The sequence below is a fragment of the Streptomyces paromomycinus genome, assembly GCF_003865155.1.
Classification (GTDB): domain Bacteria; phylum Actinomycetota; class Actinomycetes; order Streptomycetales; family Streptomycetaceae; genus Streptomyces; species Streptomyces chrestomyceticus.
Genome location: NZ_BHZD01000001.1, coordinates 2050533 through 2072024, shown reverse-complemented (window position 1 = coordinate 2072024; position 21492 = coordinate 2050533). Strand labels below are relative to the sequence as shown.

Genomic DNA, 21492 nt, shown 5'->3' with positions numbered 1-21492 from the left:
ACCGGCGGGAACAACCACCCACGCCAAGAGGACGGGACCACCATGCCTGAGTTCGAGACCCCCGGACCGATCATCGCCACCCTGGAGCTGTACTGCGGCTCCGCCCGCATCACCGCGGGCAAGCGCACCGACACGGTCGTCGAGGTGCTGCCGCGCAACGGAGCCGATGACGACGACGTACGCGCCGTGCAGCAGACCCAGGTCACCTGCTCGGGCGGCCGCCTCTCGGTCAAGACACCCAAGAAGCGGTCCCTGTTCGGCAAGCCGGGCACGGTCGAGGTGAGCGTCGAACTGCCCGCGGGATCGGAGATCCGCGGCTCCACGGGCCTGGGCCACTTCCACTGCGAAGGCCGCTTCGGGGACGTCACGCTCAAGACCTCGCTCGGCGACCTCCAGATCGGCGAGGTGACCGGCGGCGACCTCAAGACCGACCTCGGCGACATCCGCCTGGACCACTCGGCCGGGGACATCGAGATCACCGGCGCGGGCCGGATCGAGGTCGGCTCCGTCACCGGCACGGCGACCGTCAAGAACGGCAACGGCGCGACCAGGATCGCCGAGGCCGCCGGGGACCTGAAGGCCAATGCGGCCAACGGCGACATCTCCGTCGGCACCGCGCGCGGCAGCGTCGGCGCCAAGTGCGCCAACGGCCGCATCGACATCGACGTCGCCCTGGCCGGGGTCGACGCCTCCTCCGCCAACGGCGGCATCCGCGTCGGCGACGTCGTCCGCGGCCGTATCGACCTGCGCACCTCCGTCGGCGACCTCGTCGTGGGCATCCACGAGGGCACCGCGGCCTGGCTCGACCTGAACACCAAGTACGGCGTGGTACGCAACGAACTCGGCTCCGCCGCCGGCCCCGCGGAATCCGACGAGACCGTCGAGGTGCACGCCCGCACCGCGACCGGCGATGTCGTCGTCCGCCGCGCCTGACCGGGCGCATCCCCGACTCACCGCACCCGAGAGGACAGCGGCATGACCGTCACCCAGATCTCCGCGCCGACCGCCGTGGGCACCACGGCGCCGGCGATCACCGCCACCGGACTGCGCAAGTCCTACGGCGACAAGCTCGTGCTCGACGGCATCGACCTGGACATCGCCGAAGGCACCGTCTTCGCCCTGCTGGGGCCCAACGGCGCCGGCAAGACCACCACCGTGGAGATTCTCTCCACGCTCATCGACGCGGACGCGGGCGACGCCTGGGTCGCGGGCCGCCATCTGACCCGGGCCGCCGACGCGGTGCGCTCCGCGATCGGCGTCACCGGCCAGTTCTCGGCCGTCGACAACCTGCTGACCGCCGAGGAGAACCTCCTCCTCATGGCGGACCTGCACCACCTCGACCGGCGCGAGGGCAAGCGGCGGGCCAGGGACCTGCTGCGCCGCTTCGACCTGTCCGACGTGGCGGGCAAAACCGCCGCCACCTTCTCCGGCGGCATGCGGCGCAAGCTGGACCTGGCGATGACCCTGGTCGGCGAGCCGCGGATCATCTTCCTCGACGAGCCCACCACCGGGCTCGACCCACGCAGCCGCCGCACCATGTGGGAGATCATCCGCGACCTGGTCGCCGACGACGGCGTGACCATCTTCCTCACCACCCAGTACCTCGAAGAGGCCGACCAGCTCGCGGACCGCATCGCCGTGCTGGACCACGGCAAGCTGATCGCCGAGGGCACCGCCGACGAGCTGAAGCGGCGCATCCCCGGCGGCCACATCCGGGTGCGGTTCGCCGACGCCCTGGCCCTGGACACCGCCGCGGGCCTCTTCGGCCTCGCCACGCGCGACGAGGAAGCCCTCACCCTGCAGATCCCCGGCGACAGCTCCGTCACCACCCTGCGAGCCGTCCTGGACACCCTGGAGACCACCGCCGTACGGGCCGAGTCGCTCACCGTGCACACCCCCGACCTGGACGACGTCTTCCTGACCCTCACCGGTCAGCCCCGCCCCGCCGGCACCGCCGCCCCGACCGAGGAGAACGTCTGATGGCCACCCTGTCCTACGCGGTCCGGGACTCCAGGACGATGCTGCGCCGCAACCTCAAGAAGGCGCTGCGCTACCCGTCCCTGACGCTCACCGTCGTCATCATGCCCGTCATGATGCTGCTGCTGTTCAACTACGCCTTCGGCACCGCCCTGGGCAGCGGCATCGGGGCGTCGGCCGCCGGGGGCGGCGAGTACATCGACTACCTCGCGCCCGGCATCATCCTGATGGCCGCCACGTCCGGCGCCCTGACCACCGCGATCAGCGTCTGCATGGACAAGACCGAAGGCATCGTCAACCGCTTCCGTACGATGCCGGTCTCCCGCGCCTCCTTCCTGACCGGCCATGTCGTCGGCAGCCTGATCCAGACGATGATCAGCATCGGCCTCGTGACCGCCGTCGCGCTCCTGGTGGGCTTCCGCCCCGACGCCACGCCCGTCGAATGGCTCGCCGCCCTCGGCCTGCTCGCCCTGCTCACCCTGGGGCTGACCTGGCTCGCCGCCGGTATCGGCCTGGTCGCCAAGAACCCCGAGACGGCCAGCAACATCCCGATGCCGCTGACGTTCCTGCCGTTCCTCGGCAGCGCCATCGTGCCGACCGACTCGATGCCCACCGCCTTGCGCTGGTTCGCCGAGTACCAGCCCTTCACGCCAGTCATCGACACCCTGCGCGGTCTGTGGCTCGGCACGGAGATCGGCGGCAGCGCGGTCGCGGGCCTCGCCTGGTGCGCCGGCCTCACCCTGGTCGGCTACGTCTGGGCCCGCCGCACCTTCAAGACCGGGGCCAAGCGCTGACGCGGCCCCCGCACCACCGGCTCCGAGCGGTGACCCGCCCCAGCCGCCAGCACGTTCACCAGCACCGACGATTACTGGAGAACCCCATGCCGCACGACCCGACAGCCGCCGGAGCCCTCGCCGACGGCACCACCGAAGGCGCCACCGCCGCCGAAGAGCTGCCCGTCCTGCCCACCGACCGCCGCACCGGCTGCCCCTTCGACCCGCCCGCCGGACTCACCGCGCTGAGCGACGAGCCGATGCGCCGCCTGCGCTACGTCGACGGGCACACCGGCTGGCTGGCCACCGGGCACGCCGCGGCCCGCGCGGTCCTGTCCGACCCGCGGTTCAGCGCACGCTACGAACTCCTGCACCTGCCGATACCGATGCCGGGCATGGAAGAGGTGACGGAGATGCCGCCGGCCCCGGTCGGCGACTTCCTCGGCCTCGACGCCCCCGAGCACACCCGCTTCCGGCGGCTGCTCACCGGCAAGTTCACGGTCCGCCGGATGCGGCAGCTCGCCGACCGCGTCGCGCAGTTCACGGACGAGTGCCTGGACGCCATGGAGCAGGCCGGACCCACCGTCGACCTGGTGGAGGCGTTCGCACGGCCGATACCCGCGCTCATGATCTGCGAACTGCTCGGCGTGCCGTACGCCGACCGGGACCGCTTCCAGGAGCACGTGGCGACCCTCTTCGACCAGGCCGCCGACGTGACGGCGAAGGCCGCGGCGTTCGAGGCCGTCGGCCGGTTCATGGGGGAACTCGTGGCCGCCAAGCGCGCCGAGCCCACCGACGACCTGCTCAGTGATCTGACCACCTCCGACCTCACGGAGGAGGAGCTGATCGGAGTCGGCGGGGTGCTCCTGGCCGCCGGGCTCGACACCACCGCCAACATGCTCGGCCTCGGCACCTTCGCCCTGCTGAGCAACCCCGACCAGCTGACCGCCCTGAGCGCCGACCCGGGCCTCGTGGAGCAGACCGTCGAGGAACTGCTGCGCTACCTCAGCGTGGCCGACCCCATCCTGCGCTCCGCCCTCGAAGACGTCGAGGTCGAGGGCTGGCTGGTCAAGGCCGGCGAGACGGTGACCGTGTCCGTCCAGGCCGCCAACCGCGACCCGCGCAAGTTCCCCGGCCCCGACCGGCTCGACATCCACCGCAAGGCCACCGGGCACCTGGCCTTCGGCCACGGCGCCCACCAGTGCCTCGGCCAGCAGCTCGCCCGCGTCGAGATGGCCGTCGCGTTCCCGGCGCTCCTCGCCCGCTTCCCCACCCTGCGCCTCGCGGTGCCGCCGCACGAGGTGCCGCTGCGCGACCGCGCCAACATCTACGGCGTGCTCAGCCTGCCCGTCACCTGGGACAAGGAGTAGACCGTGAGCGACCCAAGCGCACCGCTGCGCCTGAGCGCCGACCGTGACCGCTGCGTAGGCGCCGGCATGTGCGCCCTGACGGCGCCCGGAGTCTTCGACCAGGACGACGAGGAGGGCCTGGTGGTCCTCCTGGACGCCGCGCCGGCCCCCGAAAACCGGGCCGCCGCCCGGATGGCCGCCGGCCTCTGTCCCGCCGGAGCCATCGCCCTCGTCTCCGTGGAGGCCACCGGATCGTAGCGACCGGGGCACGTCCGGACCGGGAACCCCGCACCGCGCGCCGGTGGGGGGCTCTCGGATGTCCGGCGGCCGTCACCACGGGCACCGGACCGGGCGGCCGCCCTACCGCCCCGTACCGTCCCTGATCAGCTCGTCCGCCGGGTCGTTGACCGGCTGCGGGGTCCCCGTGAGGTCCATGACGAACAGCGGCAGGTGCAGTGCGTCGGCGCGGGCGCGGGCGTCGCGGGAGTAGCCCGCCAGGGAGAAGCAGACGGCGACCGCGGAGTCGTTGAGCGCGTTGAGCCACAGGCACTCGACCTCCCGCAGCTTGGTCGCGCGGGTCGTCGGGTCGACCTGGGCCACCACCCCGGAGCCGCGCAGGTCCACGCCCGACGCCGTGCGCTCCGGCACCCGCGCGATGTCGGTGAAGCCCAGCCATTTCAGGTACTGGGCGGCGGCGGTGACGCAGTCGCCGGCCGTACGGATGGTGACCGGCCGGAAGGCGGGCCGCAGCACCGGCGGCCGGCGGGGCGGTCCGCCGGGTGGTGCCGGCGCGGGGCTGCCGGGGGCGGGCGGGCCGGGCGGCGGCGGGGCCGGTACCGGTACGACGGGGACGCGTACCACCGTCCCGCACGCGCAGCCGGACTCCGGCGCGGGCCACTCGTCGAGCCGGCCGCAGGTCTCGCAGCGCACCTCCACCCAGGAGCTCTGCCACGTGCGGTGCAGGATCTCCACGGGTATGCCGCCGCGCAGCACCGGCAGGGTCAGCGGCGCGCCGCAGGCGCACGGGAAGGTGGGCGGGGTGAACGCGTTCTCGCGGCGGCACGTGGGGCAGCGCACCGGCACGCTGTCGGCCATGGCGGCTCCTGGCGGGTAGATCGGCAGACAGGCTCAGCTGCTGCCGTCCATGGTCCTCCACCGGCTCGCGTCGGGGGAGTTACACGGTGAGAAGCCGACATTACCGCAGACATATGCGAACGGACCCTGGCTTTCCGCGATCGTGCGGAAAGCCGGGCCCACGGGCGATGATGCCGCCCGGCGGCACGGGAGATGGGCGCGACAGGACAACCGCACCGCCGGGCGGGACTTTTGGGGGAGGGACAGCGGGACGCGGGCTCCGAGGCGCTTTCGGGGAGACGGGCCGTCCTTCCTTCGGACGGGCTCGACCACCGCACCGGTGTCTCCCGGGAGACCGGGCCGTGCGGGCCGTCGCTCCCTGACCGTGCGCCGCGGAGCCCCGCGCCGCCTTCCCGCGCCGGCCGGCCACCCCTCAGCGGACCGGCCGGCACGGACGCGCGTGGGGCAGACCTCCCGTCGGCCCCCGCGCTGACCTGGGGTCAGTCCTCGCGCAGCTCGTGCACTGCGGCCTCGACGCGCTTGCCGTACTCCGGGTCGGCCGCGTGGAAGTGGGCGAGGTTCTTCTCGACCACGTCGTCCCGGGAGACCTGGGCCAGACCCCCGGCGATGTTCGCCACCAGGCGGTTCTTCTCGTCCTCGGACATCAGCCGGTACAGCTCGCCGGCCTGGAAGAAGTCGTCGTCCTTGGCGTGCGCCGGGGCCGCGTGGGTGCCGGTGTGGCCGGTGAGCGCGAGCGGCGCGGACAGCGGCTGGTCCGACTGCGCGGGACCGGAGTAGGAGTTGGGCTCGTAGTTCTTGGCGTGCCGGTCGTAGGCGTTGGACGCCATCAGGCCGTCCCGGCCGTAGTTGTCCGCCACGGTCGCCTTCGGCGCGTTGACCGGCAGCTGGGTGTGGTTGACGCCCAGCCGGTAGCGGTGCGCGTCGGCGTAGGCGAAGAGCCGGCCCTGGAGCATCTTGTCCGGGGACGGTCCGATGCCGGGCACGAAGTTGTTGGGCGAGAACGCGGACTGCTCGACCTCGGCGAAGACGTTGTCGGGGTTGCGGTCCAGGACGAGGCGGCCGACCCGCTGGAGCGGGTGGTCGGCGTGCGGCCACACCTTGGTCAGGTCGAACGGGTTGAAGCGGTAGTCCGCCGCCTCGGCCGCCGGCATGATCTGCACGTACAGCGTCCAGGACGGGTACACGCCGCGCTCGATGGACTGGAGCAGGTCGGTCTGGTGGCTGTTGGGGTCCTTGCCGGACAGCTCGGCGCCCTGGGCGGCGTCCAGGCAGCGGATGCCCTGGTTGGTCTTGAAGTGGTACTTGACGAAGAAGGCCTCGCCGGCGGCGTTCGTCCACTGGTAGGTGTGCGAGCCGTAACCGTTCATGTGCCGGTACGAGGCCGGGATGCCGCGGTCGCCCATCAGCCAGGTGATCTGGTGGGTGGCCTCGGGGGAGTGGGCCCAGAAGTCCCAGACGTTGTCCGGCTCCTGCTTGCCGGTGAACGGGTCGCGCTTCTGCGAGTGGATGAAGTCCGGGAATTTCAGCGGGTCCTTGATGAAGAAGACCGGGGTGTTGTTGCCGACGAGGTCGTAATTGCCCTCCTCGGTGTAGAACTTGACCGCGAAGCCGCGCGGGTCGCGGGCGGCGTCCGGGCCGCCGAGGTTGTCGGCCACGGTCGAGAAGCGGATGAACAGGTCGGTGCGCCGGCCGACCGCGCTCAGGAAGTCGGCGCGGGTGAACCCGGTGACGTCGTCGGTCACTTCGAAGTACCCGTACGCGCCGGAGCCACGGGCGTGCACGACGCGCTCCGGGATGCGCTCGCGGTTGAAGCGGGCGAGCTTCTCCAGGAGGTGCTGGTCCTGGAGGAGCAGCGGGCCACCGACGCCGGCGGTGGCGGAGTTCTGGTTGTCGGCGATCGGAGCGCCGGCCTCCGTGGTGAGACGGCGCGTCGTCGTGGGCTTCGGCATGGTGACCTTCCGTACGAGAGCGCGGAAGTCGGCTTCCGCATGTGGGAGCGTATGGAGCACCCCCACCTCCGTCAACACTTTGTTGAAAAGTTGCCGGGCGGTGCGCGGAGGGGGTGCGGGAGCGGCTCGGGGGCGCGCTCGTGGTGTTCCCGGCGGCGGCGCCTGGGCGCGACAGGACAGGTGTCGGCACCGCCGCCGGGAAGTCTTGGGGAGGCTTACGCTTCAGGTGGGACGCGTGGATGCGGGACGCGCGTGACGAGTGTCTGCGTGCCTGCTGCGGCGCGCACTTCGGCCGGGGTGCGCGCGGCGATCAGCAGCAGGACCGGGCGTGCGGTCGTCACGCACTCCTTGCGGGCCCAGGCGACCGCGGAGCGCAGGCTGCCGCGGCCGTCCACCCGGTGCCCCGAGCAGCCGTAGACCCGCATCAGCTCTCGTGCCCGTCCGCAGCCGTCCCGGCCGCCGGGGTCGAACACGGCCAGCACGAACGGCACTTCGTACCTCGCTGCCGCCCCCAAAGCGCCTACCGCGTACGGCAGTTGGCCCGCTCCGGCAAGCGCGACAACCGTGGTGTCCCGGTGGCCCGAAGCATCCAACGCCACCCGCACACCGACGGCGGTCGGTACCTGCCCGCCGGGCGGCCCGCCCCGCCCGCACACCACGAACCGGCGGGTGCGGTGCGGAGCCCGGTGCGGCCGTCCGTCGTCGCTCCGCGTGCAGTCCTGCTCGTCCAGTGCGCCGAGCAGGGCGTCGTGGTCGGCCGTTCCGTACGGCAGGTCGACCAGTACGGGCCCTGGGCGGTCCGCCCGCGCCGTCCGGAAGGCCGCGTGGAGGGCCTGCGGCACCCGGGCCGGGTCCTCGACCCGTACGGCGGCCTTGGTCACCGGACGGGCCGACCGGAGGAGGGCGGCGGCCGGTACCGCCGTGCCGTCCCGGCCGGGCGGTGCGGTCCGGCCGGTCACGCAGACCAGCGGAACCGCGTCCGCGTAAGCCGTGCGCAGCCCGGCGAGCAAGCCGTCGAGACCCGCGCCGGACCTGGCGCCGGTCCGCGCCGGCAACTCCGGGGCCGCGACGGCGAAACCGGTCCTTCCGCCCGTACGGGCCCAGCCGACCGCCATGTGCACCGCGTCCGACTCGTGATCGGCCGTCAGCTGTCTTTTCCCGTCGGCCCGTTCCAGCGATTCGTACCACGGGAGGGCTGCGGCGCCAGGGGAGCCGAAGACCTGGACGGGCACGGTGTCAGCCGCTGGTGTGGCCGGAGAGGCGCTCGACGCCGCGCAGGAGAGCGGAGTGGTCGAGGCCGCCGTCACCCTGGGCGCGCAGCGCGGCGACGAGGGAGGCGACGAGAGTGCCGGTGGGCAGCGCGGCGCCGACGGCGCGGGCGGCGTCGGTGACGATGCCCATGTCCTTGTGGTGCAGGTCGATGCGGAAACCGGGCGCGAAGTCGCGGTTCAGGAAGTTGTCCTTCTTACGGGTCAGCACGGTCGAGCCGGCCAGTCCGCCGTTGAGGACGTCGAGGGCGGCGGACAGGTCGACGCCGGACTTCTCCAGGAAGACGACGGCTTCGGCGCACGCCTGGATGTTGACCGCGACGATGAGCTGGTTGGCGGCCTTGACGGTCTGCCCGGAGCCGTGCGGACCGCAGCGCACGACGGTCTTGCCGAGCGCCTCGAACAGCGGGTACGCGGCGTCGAAGTCCTCCTGGGCCCCGCCGACCATGATGGACAGGACGGCCTCGACGGCGCCGGCCTCGCCGCCGGAGACCGGGGCGTCCAGCACCCTGATCCCCTTGCCGGCCGCGGCGGCGGCCAGGTCGACGGAGGTCTGCGGGGTGATCGAGGACATGTCGATCAGCAGCGCCCCGCGCCGGGCGTTGTCCAGGATGCCGTCGGGGCCGTAGGCGACGGCCTCGACCTGCGGGGAGGCGGGCACCATGGTGACGATGACGTCCGCCTCGCGGACCGCCTCGGCTATCGAGGCGGCGGGGGTGCCGCCGGCGGCGGCCAGCCGGTCGAGCTTGTCCTGTTCGAGGGTGTGGCCGGTGACCGGGTAGCCGGCCTTGATCAGGTTCTCGGCCATGGGCGCGCCCATGATGCCCAGCCCGATCCACGCGATCTTCGGAAGAGTGCTCATGTACGGGGTGCCTTTCGCGAAACGGGATTTCAGTGGGCGGCGGCGCGCAGCGGGCGGGGCAGCCAGGCGAACGCACCGGCGCTGGGGGTGTCGCCGGGCTTGTACTCCAGGCCGGTCCAGCCGGCGTAGCCGTTCTTGCGCAGCCGGTCCAGCAGCTCTTCGAAGGGGAGGGTGCCGGTGCCGGGGGCGCCGCGGCCGGGGTTGTCGGCGATCTGGACGTGGCCGGTCTTGCCGGTGTACCGGTCGATGACCTCCTCCACGTCCTCGCCGTTCATCGACAGGTGGTACAGATCCATCAGGAACCGGGCGTTGTCCAGGCCGGTGGCCGCGTTGACCGCGTCCACCACCTCGATGGCCTTGGGTGCCGAGACGATCGGGCAGTCGGGCGACTCCGGCGCGTTCAGCGCCTCGATCAGCAGCGTGGCGCCCACCCGGTGCGCGGCGCGGGCGGCCAGCGTCAGGTTCTCCAGCGCCAGGGCGTCCTGGACGGCCGGATCCACGCCCTGGACGCGGTTGCCGTACAGGGCGTTGAGCGCGGTGCAGCCCAGCGACTGCGCGAAGTCCGCGGCCACGTCCACATTGGCCCGGAAGCGCTCGGACTCCTCGCCGGGGACGGACAGGGCGCCGCGGTCGGGTCCTGGCAACCGCCCGGCGTAGAAGTTCAGCCCGACGAGCTGGGTGCCCGCGTCGCGCAGGGCGTCGCGCAGCGCGTCCAGCTCCCGCTGCTCGGGCACCGGGGCGTCCACCCACGGCCACCACAGCTCCACCGCGCCGAACCCGGCGGCCGCGGCGGCCGCCGGGCGTTCCAGCAGCGGCAGCTCGGTGAACAGGATCGACAGATTGACGTTGAAACGCGCGTCCGAGAAGCCCATGAGGGAGAAGCGCCCTTCCGTATTGCGGAACTTTGTTTCTGCTGATTGGAACATTGCCTGCGGATCTCGTGACCTGTCAAGAGGGTCCGCGCGAGCGGCGGGGCGCGGCGGCGGTTCGCCGCCCGCACGCGTGCGGGGGAGTTGCGGGGGCCCGGACAGGACGCCGTCCGGCGGCGCTAGTTTGGGGGCATGGTGCGATTGCGAGTGGAATTCACGACGGAACCGTTCGATCTGGACGAAGCGCCCGCCCACGCGGTCGTGGGGCGCGACATCGTCACGGGCGCCGGGCTGGACGCCGTCGACGTCGGCCCGTTCGGCAACACCGCCGAGGGGGAGGGCGAGAAGGTGCTCTCCGCGGTGGACGCGCTGCTGCGCAAGTCCCTGGAGGCCGGCGCCACCCGCGTCTCCCTCCAGGTCAACGTGATCGCGCCGGCCGGGGAGGACGCCACGTGACCGAGCCCGCCGACCACCCGTTCGTCCAGGCGGTGAAGCCGCTGGTGGACGCCATGGGCGCGGAGCTGGTCGCGCCGGAGCAGGCGCGGGGTGACGATGTCGTCCTGGCCTGGGAGGGGCAGGACCGGGTCGCGGTACGGCTGCCGCACCTGTCCGAGTCGCTGGATCACCTCCTCGCCGAGCTGGAGCGCCGGCACGGGGTACCGCTCAGTGATCTGGATCGCCGCACCAAGCAGTCGGTGGTACGCGTCCTGGAGGCGCGGGGCGCGTTCTCCGTACGCCACGGGGTCGAGACGGTCGCCGGCGCGCTCGGCGTCAGCCGCTTCACCGTCTACAACTACCTGAACAGGGACAACGCGGCGAAGGGTGCCGACTGACCCGGAAATGGTGCCCGTTGGGCACTTGTGTACGTGCCGCCGTCCGGATGAACCGGACGGCGGCTTTCTTGTTGCCGAGTTTTCAACAAAGTGTTGACGTGATGTTGCCGGAGGTCTTAGCTGTTTCCAGCCAAGCAGAGCCCGTACCGCACCAGGCCACGGAGGCTTCCCGTGTCTTCGAATCCGACGCCGGGTCTCGCCCGGTTCAACGCCGCCGCCGACCGTACGGCCCGTGCCGCACTGCGCGAGGCGTGCGCCAGCGAGGCGTGGGGGAGCCGGCTGCTCGACCGTCGCCCGTACCCCAGCACCGACGCCCTGTTCGCCGCCAGCGACGCCGCCATGGCCGAGCTGACCGCGGCGGACCTGGCCGAGGCGATGGCCGGGCACCCGCCCATCGGCCGGCCCACGCCGGGCGACGCGACCTCCTCCCGCGAACAGCGGGGGATGTCGGCGGCCGGGGACGACCTCAAGGCGGAGATGCTCGAACTGAACCTCGCCTATCAGGAGAAGTTCGGGCACGTCTTCCTGATCTGCGCCACCGGCCGGACCGGTGAGCAGCTGCGGGACGCCGCCCGTAACCGGCTCGACAACACGCCGGAACAAGAACGCGAGATCGTCCGTACCGAACTGGGCAAGATCAATCGCATCCGGCTGGGCCGCCTCGTCGAGGACGCGGCGGACCCGGCAGACGCCGCAGAAGGAGCACGACCATGAGCAGCGGAACGGCCCGGCACGAGACCTCGGTGTCCACGCACATCCTGGACACCAGCGCGGGCCGCCCCGCGGAGGGCATCGCCCTCACGCTCTCGGTGCGCTCCGGACCCGGCGGGGACTGGAACACGCACGGTGCCTCCAAGACCGACGCGGACGGGCGCTGCAAGGACCTGCCGGCGCTGCCGGAGGGCACCACCCACGTACGCCTCGGCTTCGACACCGAGACGTACCTCGCCAGCAAGGCCGCAACGGCCGACCAGCAAGCCGAGGAACAGCAGGACGCCCCCCGCGTAAGGGACAGCGGAGCTTTCTTCCCGGAAGTGGCGATCACCTTCGCCGTCCAGCCGGGTGAGCACTACCACGTACCGCTGCTGCTCAACCCGTTCGGCTACTCCGTATACCGAGGGAGCTAGCACCGATGGTCCACTCTTCCCGTCCCGCCCGCCCGGCGATGCTCGGCCAGAACCAGTACGGCAAGGCGGAGAACCGCGTCGTCCGCATCACCCGGGACGGCGACACCCACCACATCAAGGACCTCAACGTCTCGGTCGCGCTCTCCGGCGACCTCGAAGAGGTGCACCTCTCCGGCTCCAACGCCCACTGCCTGCCCACCGACACGACCAAGAACACCGTGTACGCCTTCGCCAAGGAACACGGCATCGAGTCGGCCGAGCAGTTCGGCATCCACCTGGCCCGGCACTTCGTCACCAGCCAGGAACCGATCCACCGGGCCCGCATCCGCATCGAGGAGTACGGCTGGGAGCGCATCGAGACCTCCGAGGCCAACGCCAAGTTCATCGGCGCCGACGAGGTCCGGCACTCCTTCGTCCGCAAGGGCCAGGAGACCCGGCTGACCCAGATCACCTACGACGGTGAGCGCTGGCAGGTGATCTCCGGCCTGAAGGACCTGGTCGTGATGAACTCCACCAACTCCGAGTTCTGGGGCTACATCAAGGACAAGTACACGACGCTCAAGGAGGCGTACGACCGCATCCTGGCCACCGAGGTCTCCGGCCGCTGGCGCTTCAACTGGACCGACGACGACCAGCGGATGCCCAACTGGGAACGCTCCTACGCCCAGGTCAAGAAGCACCTGCTGGACGCCTTCGCGGAGACCTACAGCCTCTCGCTCCAGCAGACCCTGTACCAGATGGGCTCGCGGATCATCAACAACCGCGCGGAGATCGACGAGGTGCGGTTCTCGCTGCCGAACAAGCACCACTTCCTGGTGGACCTGGAGCCCTTCGGCCTGAAGAACGACACCCCCGACAGCGCCGTCTACTACGCGGCGGACCGCCCGTACGGCCTGATAGAAGCCACTGTCCTGCGCGACGGTGTCGAAGCCGAGATCCCGATGGATCTGACCAACCTCTGACGGCTCCCGACGCAGCGCCGTGCCTCGCCGTCCCTCCCCGTCCCGCAGCGGGGAGGGGCCCGCGCCTCCTGAGGGGAACGCGAAACATGGCCGCACCACCACCGCACGTTGAGCACCACCCCGTCCCACCGGTCCACCCGGTGGACGAGAAGCCGGCTCCCAAGCGGCTCGTCCCCGCCGCTCTGCAGCACATCGCCGCCATGTACGCCGGCGTCGTCACCCCTCCGCTCATCATCGGCCAGGCCACCGGCCTGGACACCGCCGGCCGCACCCGGCTGATCGCCGCCAGCCTGCTGATCGCCGGGCTCGCGACGCTCCTGCAGACCCTCGGCGCCGGCCGGTTCGCCGGCAACCGGCTGCCGTTCGTCAACGCCGCCTCCTCGGCCGGCATCACCCCGATGCTGGCCATCGCCGAGACCACCGCCAAAGGACACCAACTGCCCGCCATCTACGGGGCGGTGATGGTCGCAGGCGCCTTCTGCCTCGCCGTCGGCCCGTTCTTCGGCAGACTGCTGCGCTACTTCCCGCCCCTGGTCACCGGCGTCGTCATCACCCTCATCGGCGTCACCCTGATGCCCGTACCGGTCGGCTGGGCGCAGGGCGGCGACAAGGAGGCCGCCGACTTCGGCTCCATGAAGTACCTGGCGCTGGCCGCCTTCACCCTCGTGGTCATCCTGCTGCTCCAGCGCTTCACCCGCGGCTTCGTCAAACAGATCGCCCTGCTGCTGGGCCTGGTCGCCGGCACCCTCGCCGCCGTCCCGTTCGGCATGGCGAGCTTCGACGCGCTGCGCGAGGCGCCCGTCGTCGCGCTGCCCACCCCCTTCGCCTTCGGCGCACCGGAGTTCCAGCCCGCCGCCGTACTGTCCCTGTGCATCGTGATGCTGGTCCTGATGACCGAGTCCGCGGCCGGGATGCTCGCCCTCGGCGAGATCTGCGAACGGCGTACGACGGGGCGGACCATCACCCGCGGCCTGCGCACCGACGGCCTCGCCACCCTCGTCGGACCGGTCTTCGGCGGCTTCCCCACCAGCGCCTTCGCGCAGAACGTCGGTGTGGTCTCGCTGACCCGGGTGCGCAGCCGCTACGTCGTCGCCGTCGCCGGAGCCGCCCTGCTGGTCCTCGGCGCCTTTCCCGTCCTCGGCGCGGTCGTCAACCTCGTGCCGATGCCCGTCCTCGGCGGCGCCGGGATCGTCCTGTTCGGCTCGATCGCGGTCAGCGGCATCCGTACGCTCGCCGAAGCCGGCCTCGACGACAGCTCCAACATCATCCTGGTGGCCGTCTCGCTGGGCGCGGGCATCATCCCGCTCGCCGCCCCGACGTTCTACGAGGACTTCCCCGCCTGGGCGCAGACCGTGCTCGGCTCCGGCATCAGCGCCGGCGCGCTCGTCGCGGTCCTGCTCAACCTGTTCTTCCACCATCTCGGCACCCGGAGCACCAAGGGGGCAGCGGTCCTGTCAGCCGCTTCGCCCGGCTCCGGCACTCAAATCCCGTAGGGCCATGCCGTGCCCTCCCTCGGGCTCCCGACGAGCAAGGGGGAAACCCATGCCGCATCTTCTAGGAGAACCACCATGGCAGCACCGGCATCCCCTGACAGCGCGGTGACGCGGCGCATCGTCATCGAGAACTGTGCCGTCGCGACCGTCGACGCCGACGGCACCGAGTACGCCTCGGGCCATGTCGTCGTCGCCGGCAACCTCATCGAGTCGGTGGGCGCGGGCCCGGCCCCCGAGGGCCTGGCGAACGTCGTCCGCCGTGTCGACGGCACCGGCCACCTCGTCACCCCCGGCCTGGTCAACACCCACCACCACTTCTACCAGTGGATGACCCGCGGCCTGGCCACCGACCACAACCTCTTCAACTGGCTGGTGGCCCTCTACCCGACCTGGGCCCGCATCGACGCGGCGATGCTCGCGGCCGCCACCCAGGGCTCGCTGGGCATGATGGTCAAGGGCGGTGTCACCACCGCCTCCGACCACCACTACGTCTTCCCGCGCGGCGCCGGCGACCTGGTAGGCGCCGAACTGGCCGCCGCCCGCGAGATCGGCGCGCGCATCACCCTGGCCCGCGGCTCGATGGACCGCGGCGCGAAGGACGGGGGACTGCCGCCGGACTTCGCGGTCGAGACCACCGAGGGCGCGCTGCTGGCCACCGAGGAGGCCGTCGACACCTACCACGACGCCTCGTTCGGCTCGATGGTGCACATCGCCGTCGCGCCCTGCTCCCCGTTCTCCATATCCACCGAACTCCTCCGGGAGGGCGCGGCGTTGGCCCGGCGCAAGGGCGTGCGGCTGCACACCCACGGCTCGGAGACGGTCGAGGAGGAGAAGTTCTGCCACGAGCTGTTCGGCATGGGCCCGACCGACTACTTCGAGTCCACCGGCTGGCTCGGCGAGGACGTGTGGATGGCGCACTGCGTCCACATGAACGACTCCGACATCGCCGCCTTCGCCCGGACGAGGACCGGCGTGGCGCACTGCCCGTCCTCCAACGCGCGGCTCGGCGCGGGCATCGCCCGTGTCCCCGACATGCTCGCGGCGGGCGTTCCGGTCGGCCTCGGCGTGGACGGCACCGCCTCCAACGAGAGCGGCGAACTCCACACCGAACTGCGCACCGCGCTGCTGATCAACCGGCTCGGCGCGCACAAGGAGGCGGCCCTCGACGCCCGCAAGGCGCTGCGCCTGGGCACCTACGGCGGCGCCCAGGTCCTGGGCCGGACGGCCGAGATCGGCTCCCTGGAGGCCGGCAAGCTGGCCGACCTGGTGCTGTGGAAGCTGGACGGCCTGGCCCACTCCACCATCGCCGACCCGGTGACCGCGCTGGTCTTCGGCGCCGCCGCGCCCGTCACGCTGTCGCTGGTCGACGGTGCGCCGGTGGTCGAGGACGGCCGGCTGACCAACGTCGACGAGGAGAGCGTCGCCCGGACCGCGCGGGCCGAGGCCCGGCGTCTGGCCCGTATCGCCGCCGAGGGCTGATCCCCGCCCGGCGGCCCGAGAACTCGGCCGGGGGGACGGCCCCGGCCGGGAGCTTGTGGATCCGAGCGGGGTCCACAAGCGCCGGAACCCGGGGGCACGGAGTCCTCTCTCCGTGTCCCCGGGCCGGTACCGCTGCACATCGTCGCCCCCCAACTGCTTTTCTATACAAGTTATGTGACTACTCGTCACCTCTTGTGGCGCGCCACGAGCGCCGACCGCTGCACCACCGCACCGACGCACGCCCTCCGTGACAGGCTCGCGCCGCCGCCCCCCTCGCGGCGCAGAAATCGAAGGAGGCCCGCAGTGGCCGCAACCTCAGGGCGGACGGCGCAGGGCGACCGGAAGCACCCGGTCGACGAGACCCTCCCGCCCTTCAAGATGTTCACCAGCGGCCTGCAGCACGTGGCCGCCATGTACGCGGGCGTGGTGGCCCCGCCGATGATCGTCGGCCCGGCCTGCGGGCTGAGCCCGGCCGAGACCGCGTTCCTGATGGGCGCCAGCCTCTTCACCGCCGGCATCGCCACCCTGCTGCAGACCCTCGGCTTCTGGAAGATCGGCGCCAGGCTGCCGTTCGTCAACGGCGTCTCGTTCGCCGGGGTGACCCCGATGGTCGCCATCGGCAAGGCACAGGGCCCCGGCGACGCGCTGCCCGTCATCTTCGGCGCGGTGATCGTCGCCGGTGTCCTCGGCTTCCTCCTCGCGCCCTACTTCTCCAAGCTGGTGCGGTTCTTCCCGCCGGTCGTCACCGGCACCGTCATCACCCTGATCGGTGTCTCCCTGCTGCCCGTCGCCTTCAACTGGTCGCAGGGCGGCAATGTCCAGGCGCACGACTACGGTTCGCTGACCAACATCGGCATGGCGGCGCTCACCTTCGTCGTCGTGCTGGTGCTGCGCCGGGTGCTGCGCGGCTTCCTCCAGCAGATCTCCATCCTGCTCGGCCTGATCGCCGGCACGCTGATCGCCGTACCCGTCGGCATCACCGACTTCGGGACGATCGCCGAGGCCGGCGTCGTCGGCTTCCCGACGCCGTTCCACTTCGGTGCGCCCCAGTTCGAGGTGGCCGCTGTGGTGAGCATGTGCATCGTCATGCTGGTCTGCATGACCGAGTCCACCGCCGACATGCTCGCCCTCGGCAAGATCGTGGACCGGCCCGCCGACGAGCGCACCATCGAGGGCGGCCTGCGCGCCGACACCCTCGGCACCGCCCTGAGCCCGCTCTTCAACGGCTTCGCCAACAGCGCCTTCGCGCAGAACATCGGCCTGGTCGCGATGACCAAGGTGCGCAGCCGGTTCGTCGTCGCCACCGGTGGCCTGATCCTGATCGTGCTGGGCCTGTGTCCGGTCGCCGCCTCGGTGATCTCACTCGTGCCGCTGCCGGTGCTGGGCGGCGCGGGCATCGTGCTGTTCGGCTCGGTCGCCGCCAGCGGCATCCAGACGCTGGCCACGGCCGCGATGGACAAGGGGGAGAACGCGCTGATCGTGGCGGCCTCGGTCGGCATCGGTCTGATCCCGATCGCGGCGCCGCACTTCTACCACGACTTCCCCAAGGACATGCTGGTCGTCCTGGACTCCGGCATCAGCACCGGCTGCCTCGTCGCCATCGTGCTCAACCTCGCCTTCAACCACCTCGGCAAGCGGCGCGGCCAACCGCCGCTGGAGGTGATCCCGCAGCAGCCGGAGCGGGGCGCGGCGGGTCAGGAAGCGGCTCCGGCCCACTGATCCGCACAGCCCGGCGGCCCGTACCGCACCGGATTTCCCGGAACGGTACGGGCCGCAGAGCTGCTCGGCCGACGTCTCGCTCAGCCGATGTGGTACGAGTCCCCGTACACCTTCCAGTCCAGCGGCGGGTTCAGGTTCAGGTTGCCCTTCTTCAGGAACACGCGCTGCGCGGTGTCCACGCGGCTGGTGTCGCTGTGCGCCTCCTCCTGCTGCATCGCCCAGACCCGGGCGTCCAGGAAGGCGTCGAGGTACGCCTTCTCGTCGCCGCCCTGGGCCGGGGTCTTGGCCTTGGCCAGGGCGCGCTTGCGGATGTTGGAGAAGCTGGTCTTGTCGCTGCCGTCACCGTGCATGACCAGCGCGTCGTAGTACGCGAACTGGCCCAGCACGCCGATCTTGTCGGCCTTGCCCTGCTTGACGGCCGGGTTGAAGTACACCCGGTCCCGCTCGTCGTTCTGCGCCTTCTGGAAGTCCTTGTCCTGGGCGGCCTTCTTCCAGTCCTTCTCGAAGGCGGAGCCCAGGCCCGCGTGCGAGTCGCTGCCGTTGACCTTGCGCAGCGCGGGCAGGTACTTCGCCAGGACGTTGCCGGGCTTGCGCTGGGTGTACAGCTCGACCAGGTCCAGCATGTCGCCGGTGCCGGAACAGAAGCCGATGATGCCGGCGGTGTAGCCGCGGCCGTCCTTGATGTCCTCGATGTAGGCGTACTGCTTCTTCCAGTCCAGCGAGGAGTTCTCGGCGCTGGAGACCAGCTGCATCGCGATCTCCTTCTTCGCCGGGTCGTCCAGTCCGGCCGCGGCCTTGGCGGCGACGTGGGCCGTGGCGGGCGCTTGGCCGGTGGCGGCGACCGCGGTACCCGCGACAGCGGTCGCCGGTACGGCGAGCAGGACCAGGCCGAGGGTCAGGCCGGTGGCGGGCTTGCGGAGCGACTTGGCTATGGATCGGGCACGCATGGTTGTCCTCCAGTGGGGAGCGGGCCGGTGAGGCCGTGGTGCGGTGAGGGATCCCAATCGTTAGGAAGCTTTCCTATCAGAACTTGGTCAGGGCCGTCACCGGTCAGATCACGCCAACCACCGGCGTGTCAGACACCCTTCGGCGCGTCGTCGGCCGGCGGCCGCCAGACGTACGGAACGGTCGTGGCGGCGCTGACCAGGCCCAGCCGGTTGAGGATGGGACGGCTGGTCTCCAGCGCGTCCACCTGCACGTACCGGAAGCCGCGCGCCACCGCGAGCGCCGCCCGGTGCGCCACCAGGGCGCGGTAGACGCCCTTGCCGCGCCAGTTGGGCAGCGTCGAGCCGCCCCACAGCGAGGTGAAGTCGGTGCCTTGGTGGAAGCGCATCCACGCCGCCGAGACCACCTCGCCGGCCAGCGACTCCGCCACGGTCACCGTGCAGGGGTCGCCGTCCCGCCCCGCCACCCACTCCTCCATGGCCGGCGCCAGCCAGCTCCGGTCGTCGGCCCAGACGGTGGCGGCCAGTTCCCCGATGCGGTCGAAGTCGGCCCGGCCGGTGACCTCGCGCAGCCGTACGCCTTCGGGGAGCGGTGCCCCGCCGGGCGGCCCGGCGATCTCCGCCGCCTCGCCGATGACGACCGTCTCCTGCTCCTCCGGCACGAATCCGGCCGCGGCCAGCCGGTCCGGCAGGTCGGCGGGCAGGTCGTGGCCGTGGTACTTCCACTCGGCCGGCAGTCCGCGGGCCGCGAAGTGGTCGCGCTGGGCGGCGATGAAGGCGTCCAGCTCCGCCCCGTCGAGTCCGCCCAGGTCGCGGTAGAGGATCAGCCCGCCGTGCGCGGGGAGGGTGCTGCGCAGTACGGGGCCGACCCGCTCGGTGCCCGGTGTGTCCGGCGCGAACCCGCGGTCCCGCATCTGCTCGTCGTACGCCGCGCGGTAGGCGGCGGCTCGCGCTGACTCGGTGTCTTGTGTGGTCACCGGCGTCACTCCACCACAGGCCGCGTCCGGCGGCCATCGAATTCGGCCGCGGCGTGGCGCACCGGCCTCAGGCCGTCGCGGCGGACTCCGGGGGCGTGCCGAGCAGCCTGGCCAGCAGTTCCCCGATGCCCGGCGCCGGATCGAAGTCGTCTGCCGGGAAGGAGAGTTGGCGGAAGGCGACACCGTCGAGGTAGTCCAGAAGGATCTCGCAGTGCCGCTGCGGCGTCGGCGACCCGAAGCGCCGCATCCACTCCGTGCCCCAGCCGACGACGGCCGCGCGCCCCCGCGTGAGCGCGGGCCGCAGCTCGGGGCGGGCCGAGGCCTCCAGGAAGAGGGCGTAGCGGGCGGCGGTCCTGGCGCGCTCGGGGCCGGTCGCGTACAGGAGGAACCGCGTCACGGCGTCGGCGAGTTCGGGCACGTCGGCCGGGACGGCCTGCCGGGCGAACTCCTCCCAGTCGTGGCGCTCCAGCGCCTCCAGATGGCCGACGATGCCGTCGACCAAGGCGCCGCGGTTGCGGAAGTAGTTGGAGGTGGTGCCCGGCGGTACCCCGGCTGCGGCGTCCACTGCCTGATAGGTGAGCCGGCGGGGCCCCTCGGCTCCCAGTACTCCGATCGCCGCGTCCAGTACCTGGTCCCGCCGTCGTGCCACCCTGCGCACCTCTCGTTACTATGCTTGTAGTGCCGATGCACTATAAACATAGTACCGTGAGCGGGCATGGAGCTGACACCACGCACGGCAGCCGTCGTCGGCGGCGGCATCGGCGGTCTCGCCGCCGCCCTCCACCTGCGCGCAGGCGGCTGGTCGGTCGACGTCTTCGAACGTGCCCGCCGTCTCCCCGCGGCCGGCACCGCCCTCGGGTTGTGGCCCGGCGCGCTGGCCGCCCTGGACACCCTCGGCCTCGGCGAACAGGTACGGGATCTGAGCCGGCCGCAGACCGCCGGCGCCTTCCTGCGCCCCGACGGCGGACGCATCGCCACCCTCGACGTCGCCGCCCTCCAGCGGCGCACCGGCGACGTCGTCCGCCTGATCTCCCGCCCCGAACTGCTCGCCCTCCTGTGCGAGGCGGCCGGCGGCGAAGGGTCGGTCACCTTCGGCCGCCCGGTCGACGACATCCGGGCACTGGACGGCGCGTACGACGTGGTGATCGCGGCCGACGGCCTCAACAGTGCCGCGCGCACGGCCCTGTTCGGTTCGCGGTACCGCGCCCGCTATGTCGGCGCGTCGTCCTGGCGTGGCACGGTCGACGGTGACACCGGCGCCGTCGTCGAGACCTGGGGCGAGGGGCTGCGGTTCGGCGTCACGCCCACCACGGGCGGGCGCACCAACTGGTTCGCCTGCGCGGTGGCGCCGGAAGGGCAGCGCGATCCGGGCCGCGAGGCCGACGCGCTGCGCTCCCGCTTCGGGCACTGGCACGCCGGCGTGCGGCACGTGCTGGAACGGCTGGACGAGCCCGGAGTGCTGCGTCTGGACCTGTACCACCTGGACCCGCCGCTGCCCTCCTACGTCCGCGGCCGCACCGCGCTCATCGGTGACGCCGCCCACGCCATGACGCCCGACCTGGGGCGCGGGGCCTGTGAAGCGCTGGTCGACGCCGTGGAGTTGACCCGGGCCCTGCGGGTGTCGCCCCACGTGCCGACGGCCCTGCGTACGTATGATCATGAACGGCGTTCCGTGACCCGGCGGCTGGCGCGCACGGCGCGGCTGATGAACCGGATGGCGCACGCGCGGCGGCTGACGGGCCTGCGGAACGCGGCGATGCGGGCCGCGCTGGCGCTCGGCGGACCGCCGGCCTGAGGGGTGGCGGGTGTCGAGGGT

At 71.8% G+C, this 21492-nt stretch carries 22 protein-coding genes; 14 read left to right on the top strand and 8 right to left on the bottom strand.

The window, feature by feature from the left end; translation table 11 throughout:
- Positions 1-42: 42 nt before the first annotated feature.
- The 5 genes from OEIGOIKO_RS08300 to OEIGOIKO_RS08280 all read left to right on the top strand — a co-directional run bounded on the left by OEIGOIKO_RS08300 (position 43) and on the right by OEIGOIKO_RS08280 (position 4357).
- Entirely contained in the window at positions 43-933 is an 891-nt protein-coding gene (locus OEIGOIKO_RS08300) for a DUF4097 family beta strand repeat-containing protein (protein WP_125053312.1), read from the top strand.
- A 42-nt stretch (positions 934-975) separates the two neighbouring features.
- The gene (locus OEIGOIKO_RS08295; protein ID WP_125053310.1) at positions 976-1980 is read left to right on the top strand and encodes an ABC transporter ATP-binding protein; all 1005 of its coding nucleotides are present in this window, start codon (positions 976-978) and stop codon (positions 1978-1980) included.
- The gene (locus OEIGOIKO_RS08290; protein ID WP_125053308.1) at positions 1980-2771 is read left to right on the top strand and encodes an ABC transporter permease; all 792 of its coding nucleotides are present in this window, start codon (positions 1980-1982) and stop codon (positions 2769-2771) included. Before OEIGOIKO_RS08295 ends, OEIGOIKO_RS08290 begins: the two co-directional genes overlap by 1 nt.
- 86 nt (positions 2772-2857) lie before the next feature.
- On the top strand, positions 2858-4120 hold the full coding sequence (locus OEIGOIKO_RS08285) for a cytochrome P450 (RefSeq protein ID WP_125053306.1): 1263 nt from the start codon (positions 2858-2860) through the stop codon (positions 4118-4120).
- 66 nt (positions 4121-4186) lie between these two features.
- Positions 4187-4357 (top strand): ferredoxin, encoded by a 171-nt coding sequence (locus OEIGOIKO_RS08280; RefSeq protein ID WP_371859014.1) that lies wholly within the window; start codon positions 4187-4189, stop codon positions 4355-4357.
- A 102-nt stretch (positions 4358-4459) separates the two neighbouring features.
- On the opposite strand, the gene OEIGOIKO_RS08275 is transcribed toward OEIGOIKO_RS08280, so the two are convergent.
- The 5 genes from OEIGOIKO_RS08275 to OEIGOIKO_RS08255 form a co-directional block, all read right to left on the bottom strand.
- Positions 4460-5194: a hypothetical protein gene (locus OEIGOIKO_RS08275; protein ID WP_125053304.1), complete on the bottom strand. Its 735-nt coding sequence runs from the start codon at positions 5192-5194 to the stop codon at positions 4460-4462.
- Positions 5195-5673: 479 nt separating this feature from the next.
- Positions 5674-7143: a catalase gene (locus OEIGOIKO_RS08270; RefSeq protein ID WP_125053302.1), complete on the bottom strand. Its 1470-nt coding sequence runs from the start codon at positions 7141-7143 to the stop codon at positions 5674-5676.
- A gap of 215 nt (positions 7144-7358) precedes the next feature.
- Complete coding sequence (locus OEIGOIKO_RS08265) at positions 7359-8375, bottom strand: thiamine pyrophosphate-binding protein (RefSeq protein ID WP_170251654.1); 1017 nt, start codon at positions 8373-8375, stop codon at positions 7359-7361.
- 4 nt (positions 8376-8379) lie between these two features.
- Positions 8380-9273, bottom strand: coding sequence for a 2-hydroxy-3-oxopropionate reductase (locus tag OEIGOIKO_RS08260; RefSeq protein WP_125053298.1), 894 nt, complete (start codon positions 9271-9273; stop codon positions 8380-8382).
- Positions 9274-9302: 29 nt separating this feature from the next.
- Positions 9303-10145 carry a TIM barrel protein gene (locus OEIGOIKO_RS08255; protein WP_125053296.1) on the bottom strand — a complete coding sequence of 281 codons (843 nt, stop codon included), beginning with the start codon at positions 10143-10145 and terminating at the stop codon, positions 9303-9305.
- A gap of 189 nt (positions 10146-10334) precedes the next feature.
- Between OEIGOIKO_RS08255 and OEIGOIKO_RS08250 the strand changes: the two genes are divergently transcribed.
- The 8 genes from OEIGOIKO_RS08250 to OEIGOIKO_RS08215 all read left to right on the top strand — a co-directional run bounded on the left by OEIGOIKO_RS08250 (position 10335) and on the right by OEIGOIKO_RS08215 (position 17755).
- Positions 10335-10598 carry a YkoF family thiamine-binding protein gene (locus tag OEIGOIKO_RS08250; protein ID WP_125053294.1) on the top strand — a complete coding sequence of 88 codons (264 nt, stop codon included), beginning with the start codon at positions 10335-10337 and terminating at the stop codon, positions 10596-10598.
- Positions 10595-10975: a helix-turn-helix domain-containing protein gene (locus tag OEIGOIKO_RS08245; protein WP_125053292.1), complete on the top strand. Its 381-nt coding sequence runs from the start codon at positions 10595-10597 to the stop codon at positions 10973-10975. The genes OEIGOIKO_RS08250 and OEIGOIKO_RS08245 overlap by 4 nt, the downstream gene beginning before the upstream one ends.
- 171 nt (positions 10976-11146) lie before the next feature.
- On the top strand, positions 11147-11689 hold the full coding sequence (uraD, locus tag OEIGOIKO_RS08240; protein WP_125053290.1) for a 2-oxo-4-hydroxy-4-carboxy-5-ureidoimidazoline decarboxylase: 543 nt from the start codon (positions 11147-11149) through the stop codon (positions 11687-11689).
- Positions 11686-12102 (top strand): hydroxyisourate hydrolase, encoded by a 417-nt coding sequence (gene uraH, locus OEIGOIKO_RS08235; protein ID WP_125053288.1) that lies wholly within the window; start codon positions 11686-11688, stop codon positions 12100-12102. The genes uraD and uraH overlap by 4 nt, the downstream gene beginning before the upstream one ends.
- A gap of 5 nt (positions 12103-12107) precedes the next feature.
- Complete coding sequence (pucL, locus tag OEIGOIKO_RS08230; protein WP_125053286.1) at positions 12108-13064, top strand: factor-independent urate hydroxylase; 957 nt, start codon at positions 12108-12110, stop codon at positions 13062-13064.
- A gap of 86 nt (positions 13065-13150) precedes the next feature.
- On the top strand, positions 13151-14557 hold the full coding sequence (locus tag OEIGOIKO_RS08225; protein ID WP_174857137.1) for a nucleobase:cation symporter-2 family protein: 1407 nt from the start codon (positions 13151-13153) through the stop codon (positions 14555-14557).
- A gap of 75 nt (positions 14558-14632) precedes the next feature.
- Positions 14633-16036, top strand: a complete 1404-nt coding sequence (locus OEIGOIKO_RS08220; RefSeq protein ID WP_125053284.1) for an 8-oxoguanine deaminase — start codon at positions 14633-14635, stop codon at positions 16034-16036.
- 303 nt (positions 16037-16339) lie between these two features.
- Positions 16340-17755 (top strand): nucleobase:cation symporter-2 family protein, encoded by a 1416-nt coding sequence (locus tag OEIGOIKO_RS08215; protein ID WP_125053282.1) that lies wholly within the window; start codon positions 16340-16342, stop codon positions 17753-17755.
- Positions 17756-17835: 80 nt separating this feature from the next.
- Here OEIGOIKO_RS08215 and OEIGOIKO_RS08210 read toward each other — a convergent pair whose 3' ends face one another.
- The 3 genes from OEIGOIKO_RS08210 to OEIGOIKO_RS08200 form a co-directional block, all read right to left on the bottom strand.
- Complete coding sequence (locus tag OEIGOIKO_RS08210) at positions 17836-18702, bottom strand: chitosanase (RefSeq protein WP_125053280.1); 867 nt, start codon at positions 18700-18702, stop codon at positions 17836-17838.
- A gap of 128 nt (positions 18703-18830) precedes the next feature.
- Positions 18831-19676, bottom strand: a complete 846-nt coding sequence (locus OEIGOIKO_RS08205) for a GNAT family N-acetyltransferase (protein ID WP_125053278.1) — start codon at positions 19674-19676, stop codon at positions 18831-18833.
- A gap of 67 nt (positions 19677-19743) precedes the next feature.
- Entirely contained in the window at positions 19744-20325 is a 582-nt protein-coding gene (locus OEIGOIKO_RS08200) for a TetR/AcrR family transcriptional regulator (protein WP_125053276.1), read from the bottom strand.
- 66 nt (positions 20326-20391) lie between these two features.
- Between OEIGOIKO_RS08200 and OEIGOIKO_RS08195 the strand changes: the two genes are divergently transcribed.
- Positions 20392-21471, top strand: coding sequence for an FAD-dependent monooxygenase (locus OEIGOIKO_RS08195; protein ID WP_125053274.1), 1080 nt, complete (start codon positions 20392-20394; stop codon positions 21469-21471).
- Positions 21472-21492: the final 21 nt, after the last annotated feature.